Annotated in this window: 7 protein-coding genes and 2 pseudogenes; 2 read left to right on the forward strand and 7 right to left on the reverse strand. The window is 52.0% G+C overall.

What is annotated here, in order from left to right:
• Positions 1-288: 288 nt before the first annotated feature.
• Both DCC82_RS12550 and DCC82_RS18255 read left to right on the forward strand, forming a co-directional pair.
• Positions 289-822, forward strand: coding sequence for a Uma2 family endonuclease (locus DCC82_RS12550; protein WP_013400433.1), 534 nt, complete (start codon positions 289-291; stop codon positions 820-822).
• A pseudogene (locus tag DCC82_RS18255) lies at positions 782-1,110 on the forward strand (DDE-type integrase/transposase/recombinase); the annotation flags it as partial. The gene DCC82_RS12550 and the pseudogene DCC82_RS18255, both read left to right, overlap by 41 nt.
• Positions 1,111-1,354: 244 nt before the next feature.
• On the opposite strand, the gene DCC82_RS17380 reads toward DCC82_RS18255, so the two are convergent.
• The 7 genes and pseudogenes from DCC82_RS17380 to DCC82_RS12590 all read right to left on the reverse strand — a co-directional run bounded on the left by DCC82_RS17380 (position 1,355) and on the right by DCC82_RS12590 (position 6,327).
• Positions 1,355-1,777, reverse strand: a complete 423-nt coding sequence (locus DCC82_RS17380; protein WP_049757013.1) for an IS66 family transposase — start codon at positions 1,775-1,777, stop codon at positions 1,355-1,357.
• Positions 1,778-1,793: 16 nt separating this feature from the next.
• Positions 1,794-1,994 (reverse strand): annotated as a pseudogene (locus DCC82_RS18750) (IS66 family transposase); the annotation flags it as partial.
• The gene (locus DCC82_RS12570; protein ID WP_097354715.1) at positions 1,954-2,406 is read right to left on the reverse strand and encodes an IS66 family transposase; all 453 of its coding nucleotides are present in this window, start codon (positions 2,404-2,406) and stop codon (positions 1,954-1,956) included. The gene DCC82_RS12570 and the pseudogene DCC82_RS18750, both read right to left, overlap by 41 nt.
• Positions 2,407-2,539: 133 nt before the next feature.
• The gene (locus tag DCC82_RS12575) at positions 2,540-2,917 is read right to left on the reverse strand and encodes a hypothetical protein (protein ID WP_013400432.1); all 378 of its coding nucleotides are present in this window, start codon (positions 2,915-2,917) and stop codon (positions 2,540-2,542) included.
• A 2-nt stretch (positions 2,918-2,919) separates the two neighbouring features.
• Complete coding sequence (locus DCC82_RS12580; RefSeq protein WP_003249312.1) at positions 2,920-3,588, reverse strand: ABC transporter ATP-binding protein; 669 nt, start codon at positions 3,586-3,588, stop codon at positions 2,920-2,922.
• 26 nt (positions 3,589-3,614) lie between these two features.
• Positions 3,615-5,609: a hypothetical protein gene (locus DCC82_RS12585; RefSeq protein ID WP_233253038.1), complete on the reverse strand. Its 1,995-nt coding sequence runs from the start codon at positions 5,607-5,609 to the stop codon at positions 3,615-3,617.
• Between the two features lie 319 nt (positions 5,610-5,928).
• A complete protein-coding gene (locus DCC82_RS12590) occupies positions 5,929-6,327 on the reverse strand; it encodes a lactococcin 972 family bacteriocin (RefSeq protein ID WP_097354717.1) in 399 nt (132 codons plus the stop codon).
• Positions 6,328-6,465: the final 138 nt, after the last annotated feature.

The raw sequence follows: 6,465 nt of genomic DNA on the forward strand, positions 1-6,465 counted from the left end.
CGCTTTCTCCCATCCATAAGAAACCGCTTTCTTTTTCATTTTTTAAAATATTAGTGATATTTTTATTGTAGTATATATGGCATGATTCTAGCAATGAAGAAAACAAAATCTGCACCTATTATAAAATTGTGTTGTAAAAATATGTTACAATGAAAAAAACAGGGTCAAGTCCAAATTATTGTGTAAAATTCCATTGCCAGTACAATAGGCTTGGATTACGGGAGAATTTTGTTTTTACACAATTTCGCGGACTTGATTAAAAAACAGCAAATATGGAGTGGCTAAGTCATGAAAAGCCACGAAGCTAAAAAACGTTACACGTATAAAGACTATATCGAATGGGATGGAAGATGGGAACTAATCAACGGAATTCCTTATAACATGACTCCTGCTCCTTCCACCGAGCACCAGCGCATAGTAGGAGAGCTATATTTCGCCATGCGTTCCTTTTTGTCCAAAGGAACGTGCCAAGTCTTTATTTCTCCGCTCGATATTCTCCTCAGCGCAAGCGAAGACGATGAAAATCTCGATACGGTCGTACAGCCTGACATTTCGGTATTCTGTCACCCAGAGCAGATCGAGGAAAAAGGAGCAAAAGGGGCACCTACGCTCGTCATTGAAGTTCTTTCTCCTTCTACCGCTTTTAAAGACCGCAATGAAAAATTTTATCTGTATGAACGGTTCGGAGTCCAAGAGTATTGGATTGTAGACCCTGCTCATCAAACAATTGAAATATATGGATTAGTGAATAGCAAGTTTGCCAAAAGAAATGTATTAACAAGGCATTCGTTTCGATGCCCGCCAAGTGATTGGTCTCACTAATGACGATCCTGTATCGGAAGAGTTCCGTCCACTCAAACAGATCATCGAACGGTTTAACCGAACATTTAAAGGCAACTATCGACCGACCCATGGCTTCGGCGCGGAAGAAGGTTCTGTTTCGTTTGTCACTTTGTTTGTGCGTATTTTAACTTCTTGCGTCCACATGGTGCACTCGAAAACCGAGTTCCAGTCGTTATCCCTGAGTTAGGTAGCCTTCCACATATGCCTGCACGCTGGGTCAAGCTCATTGCCATGGCTCAAGACTTTCTCCAACAACAAGCTGCCTAACGGGAACGGATTCGGCGGAGCGAACCCTTGACCATCCGAACCTCGCCAAAGGTAAAATCAGGAATGGGCAAGAGCTGCTTTCCTATGCTTCTTTTCCTGCCCTTGCCCTTACTGACCTCTTCTCTCCTTTGGCGAGTGTTGGTCAAGGGCGAATCCGACCTCATATTCCCTTCATTTTCCTTAAAAAGGTGGCTCGCGATCACTTTTCATAGAACTTTTGACGCTACCGCGGACAACCGAGATTTTAGGCAAACAAGGCCTCAGTGTTTCCCTGAAGCAGCTCGACCATCGTTTCGGCCACCGGCTTCTTCTGTTTTTGGATGGTGGACAGAACACTCCGCATCAGGCAAAAGGCCTCAACGCCCGCTTCGGAACGGAACGTGCCGGAAATCTTCTCCTTCGTTTTCGCCATGCGCAAGTCCCGTTCGGCCAAGTTGTTGTTAAACGGCACATGCGGTTCCCGCAAAAATCGAAGGATCTCCGTTTTCCGTTCCCGCAAACGGCGAAGGAGCCTTCTGGTTTCCTTGGCCGCCGTTTCGGATCCGTTGAGGAGCCGCAAATGCGCCCACAAAGCGGCTTGTTGGACAAGGCGGTCCCATTCCGCTTCGAGCACCCGGACTTGCGCGTCGGTGAGCGCTCCGCCAGCTTCGTTGACGAGCCGGTTCAAGCAACAGGTCGCTTAAGCGTCTCGTCCAGCCCTGCTGATGCACTTCGTGCAAGGCTCGCAGCTCGCGAAACAAGTGGGCGTTGCACAGGGCGTGTTCCGCCTCGGTGAACAGAAAATATGGCGCCCATGCATCGTGCATGATGGTTCCCCGATACCGGGGAGAAGACCGATGGCCTTCATCGCTTCCCGCCCCCGTTTGGGATGGCAAAACAGCCACGTGGCTTCCGATGTGCCGGCCACATGGAGCCAATGCCGTTTTCCTTGGACGGAGAGGCTCGTTTCATCGGCGTGCAAATCGGGGAAGCCAACAGCTTCTCTTGAATGGGTTCCCGCAGCTCCTCGAGCCGGGCGGCCGATTCTTGAACGATATTGTAGATGCTTCCCTCACTGATGGGAGCGTCCAACCATTCCTCGAGCAACTGAACAAGCCGGGCAGAAAGAAGGCGCTGCACCGTATGGAGGTAGGCGACCAGCGCACGGATGCGCCTGCCGTATTGGACATGGTGCGTGACGTCCGGTGGAAATTCCGCCTGTTCGAGCCGTCCGCAGCAGGGGCATGATTTCACTTCCGCCTCGTGTTGAGCGACCTCGACTTTGATGACAGGGATATCAAACACTTGGTGTTTCACTGTCCGCCGGGCAAGGACGGCTTCGAGCGAAACCCCGCAGCCACGGCAAAAAGGGCAGACATCATTGGCTTGTGTTGTGGTCTTTGGCTAGTTGAGCCCGAGGGCCCAACTAGCTCCGCAAGTATGACGGATCTCACCGTTTCACCAATTCCACCGCTGTTCCAAACCCTTGATCGGCTAAAATGGAGGAAATGCCATCACGTTCTGCTTTCGTTTTGTAGGAGATGCGGATGACCGCTTGGTTTGTATCCTCTCCGCATGGTGTCGCGACCTCCACGTTAACGCCTTCGCCCACCTTTTCCAAGCGGGCGACAAGATCCCGGTGGTTGGCCAGCGCTTCTTCGACCGCTGACTTGCTCGGCAGTTTTCCGCAAGAAGGGCGCGCAAACTCTTGTTTGCCCGGGAACGGGATGAACGAAAGGCCGACGCCAGCTCCGGCGATCAAGAATCCCCCGGCTAAGACGGCCACCAACAAGGCCGCCCACCACCATGTTCTTCTTTGTTTTGGCAATTTTATTCTCCCCTTCCCTCTGGAGCATCCGAAAAACGCGCTAGCGAGTGCTGGACATCAGCAGCGCGCATCATCTTGTCGTCATGGGTGGCCACGATGACAGTCCTTCCTTGCCGCGCCAGCGATGCAAGCAGTTCAATGACACGTTCGCCGTTGGCGTCATCAAGGGAAGCAGTCGGTTCATCGGCCAAAATGACTTGCGCATCCTTATAGAGTGCGCGCGCAATCGCTAGGCGCCGCTTTTCGCCGCCGCTTAAGCGGGCGGCCAATTCTTGTTCCCTTCCGCCCAATCCTGTTTCCATGAGCACCGCTTTCAACCGCTTCTCATCGCCCACCACTTTGGAACGGAACAGGCTAGATGTCATCGTGACATTGAAAGCGACAGACTCTTCCTCCATAATCCCGTAATCTTGCAGGATAAACGCCGCATAGTTTTTCCAGAAAAGGCGGCGCTGCCGCGCTCCCCAAGCGGTTGTGTCGGCGCCGTTGGCCAGCACGCGCCCGCCGGTCGGCCGCAAAAGCAGTCCAAGCAAATGAAGAAGCGTCGTTTTGCCGGCGCCGCTTGGGCCGACAAGCGCAGTCATCGCCCCCGGCACGCAGACTAAACTTTCTCGTTCCATAATCGTCCGCCCATTTAGTACCATTGTCACTTGATCCGCTTCGATCCGCATCGCACCACATTCCTCCTTGCTTTTTTCTACAGCTGGCGCAGGCTGACTTTCGCAAACACCCAGCTTGCCGCCCCTATATGTACAAGCGGCAGCGCCAACAGCGCCATCGCCCCCGCTAGGGCGACTGCCATCCAGCCATCCGAGCCTTGAAGCGCCATAATCAAGACCGTCAATGCACCTCCAATAAGCCATTCCTTCGCTATTCGCCCTCTTAGGATCATCCACCAAGATGCTCCGCCGAGACGGAGCGGAAAATCGCGCTTCGCTTTCAACACCGCAGCAATGAAGGCGCTGATGATGGCGGCAATAGCCAAGGCCACAATGAGCGCAGAAAGCGATCCGGCTCGCAGCCAAGCAAAATAAGCGAAAAGCTGCGCGCGCAAAATTCCTTCTTCGGCCATGTAATTGACGCGGATGTTGTTCTGCAAGCCACGCTCGGACACGAGCTTTTGCGCCGCCTCTAACCCGGTGAAGCTAAGTTCAGACGATGAGGCGACAGAAATCAGGAAGTTGTCATTAAACATCGCGTGCACATTCGGTACAAGAAGGAGAATCACTTCATTGGGCTTCGCGAAATCAAGCTGCCCACCGAACCGGACAAAAGGGAGTGTTTGCGATCCAGCTAAGCGATATATCTTCACTTGATTCCATATGTTCACCGCTTGTTGCGGATTTCGTACATACAATGAAAATGATGCTTCCAGCACCTTTTTGGCATCTGGTGGGATTTGCTCCGGCGAAAGCGGAACGAAAGACAGCCGTTTTTTCTCTCTCCCTAGCACAAGATCAAGCCACCGCTGATTGACCATGATGATGTAACGATAGGGAGCGATCCGGAATCCATCGACGGAGAAGTACTCTTCCGTCCACGCGAGAGATAGCGCCACCTGATCCGCCACCTCCGCTTCCCGCACCATGTCGCCGACAAAAGGCTGAAGCTTCTGGAACATTTTCTCGCTTTCCGCTCCCCCCGCTTTTCCCGGACGGGACGGGAACACGAAGACGGCCTGATCGGCCAACGATTTCCACGTGGCCTGTTCCTGTGCCGTTTTTCTTGCTTCCGTATATGCGGCGAAGGCCGGCGCGACTGTGGCGAGAACGAGGGCGAACGTGGCGATTTTCAGAACCGCCGAACTTTTCGCCAAACTTTTGACGGCCGGCTCCCGCATCGCCAACATCGCAGGGCTTGGCCATGAGGCGGCCGAGAGAGCCAAGGTGCAGGCCATAGTCAGGAAGATGACGATCCATTCGGCCAAAAGCAACACCTTGGCATAATAAGGCACAAAGCCCCAACCATAAGCGAAGCCCACGTAAGCGAAGGCCAACACATCCAACAGCGCGGCAGCGGAAACCATCGCCATGAGAAAACGGATGAAGTCCTCGCATTGAATGCGCCACGCCGCCACACCGGCCAACACGCGCAGCGCTCGCCCCCTTGCCTTGACCGCCAGCCAATACAAGGCCAGTGACACCATCAGTGCGGAAACGGCGAGCAGCGTCACGCCGAAATCGCTCTGCAGAGTGAGAAACTGAAAAATGGTGATGAGCGTTTCTTCGTTCCATTGCTGATCAACCCGGCGTGACGTCAGCCAATCTTTAAACTCGGCAATGCGATCCGTTTTTCCAGTCACCAAATAGTCGCCATTGGCGAACGAATGAGCTAGCGCCCCGTTGTCGCGAATTTCGGCGTCAGGTTGATTGCCGAAACGCTGGATTTGCTTCGGAAAAGAGCCGTGCGCTCCCACTTTAACAAAGACTTGGCCTGACTGATCCCCTCGCAAATCCGGGGCCACCTTCATCAGCCCCAGCCCTAATCGGTCGCTGATGGATCCAAGCTGTCGAAAGGCCTCCTCATCGGACAGGCCGGATTGGCTGAAATCCAATGTCACCTTGGCTTTCACTCCCAACTGTTCCGGAAAAAAGCGGTCGTGTATATCGGAAATGATGACCGCCACTAGGGCTAAAAGGGCAAACTGCACGGCTGAAACAGCGACAACAATTCTCTTATGCACGGACCTCATTCCTTCCTTGATCAATCATCCGCAACGAAAAGAGATACCCCGTCCCATCGGGAAGGGGTGGAAAGGTTTAAACAGATTGGCTATTTGCATATTCTATACTGAACCTCCCGATGGCTAAAGCCACGGGGTTCTTGTGTACTATAGAGCTTCTTCCATACCTTCGCATGGATACTGACTCTAATTCCACAAGACTTTCATGGGCAAACACCTCACTGGTGCTTATCGCCCTGTGCGCCCGATTCAAGACGTTGGATTTTTCTTCTCTATAAGAGTAGTATACCATCTTTGACTACGTCAAAGCAATCGGTTCATCCCATGTCTAAAGACGGGCTACACCCTGCATGGGCTTTCTCCGATTGTACTTGTAATAGGCATCATCAGACCATGGAAAATTGAGGGCTCCCTTTTCCGCAGCAGATGTTTTTCCCGGTGGAGTATCAACACTGCGCAGTTGTTCGCCGTTGTATACAACTGTTGAACCGTGGCATGAATCTGGATGATAGTAGTAGGAGCGAACCATGGCATTCCAGAAACCGTATGTCCATTTCCCGCCCTCAGTTGGATATTGAGTGGTTGGTCCCGGATGCAACCATGCTGCTGCTTGATTCGGATTTACCAAGCTAAAAGCAGTGATTGCAAGCACCAGTACGCCAGCCAACGTCATCACTTTCCGCAACAGTATATGCATTGTTTTAGACTGGACATGAATCCAAGACATGGGAAATGTCCCTCCTTAAAGACTAATTTTCATTTAACCGGCCGGTTTCACCTTCACTATACCAAAATCATTTACAAAAAACATCCGTATTTTCCGCAAATTTCATTGCGGAAAATACCTATTTTTTCAAAACGAGTT

Source organism: Geobacillus sp. LYN3 (genome assembly GCF_003064505.1).
In the GTDB taxonomy this organism is placed as follows: Bacteria; Bacillota; Bacilli; order Bacillales; family Anoxybacillaceae; genus Parageobacillus_B; species Parageobacillus_B toebii.

Coding starts and splice junctions, on each gene's coding strand:
- DCC82_RS12585 (WP_233253038.1), bottom strand. CDS start 5,609: ATGAGGTCCGTGCATAAGAGAATTGTTGTCGCTGTTTCAGCCGTGCAG.
- DCC82_RS12550 (WP_013400433.1), top strand. CDS start 289: ATGAAAAGCCACGAAGCTAAAAAACGTTACACGTATAAAGACTATATC.
- DCC82_RS12590 (WP_097354717.1), bottom strand. CDS start 6,327: ATGTCTTGGATTCATGTCCAGTCTAAAACAATGCATATACTGTTGCGG.
- DCC82_RS12580 (WP_003249312.1), bottom strand. CDS start 3,588: ATGCGGATCGAAGCGGATCAAGTGACAATGGTACTAAATGGGCGGACG.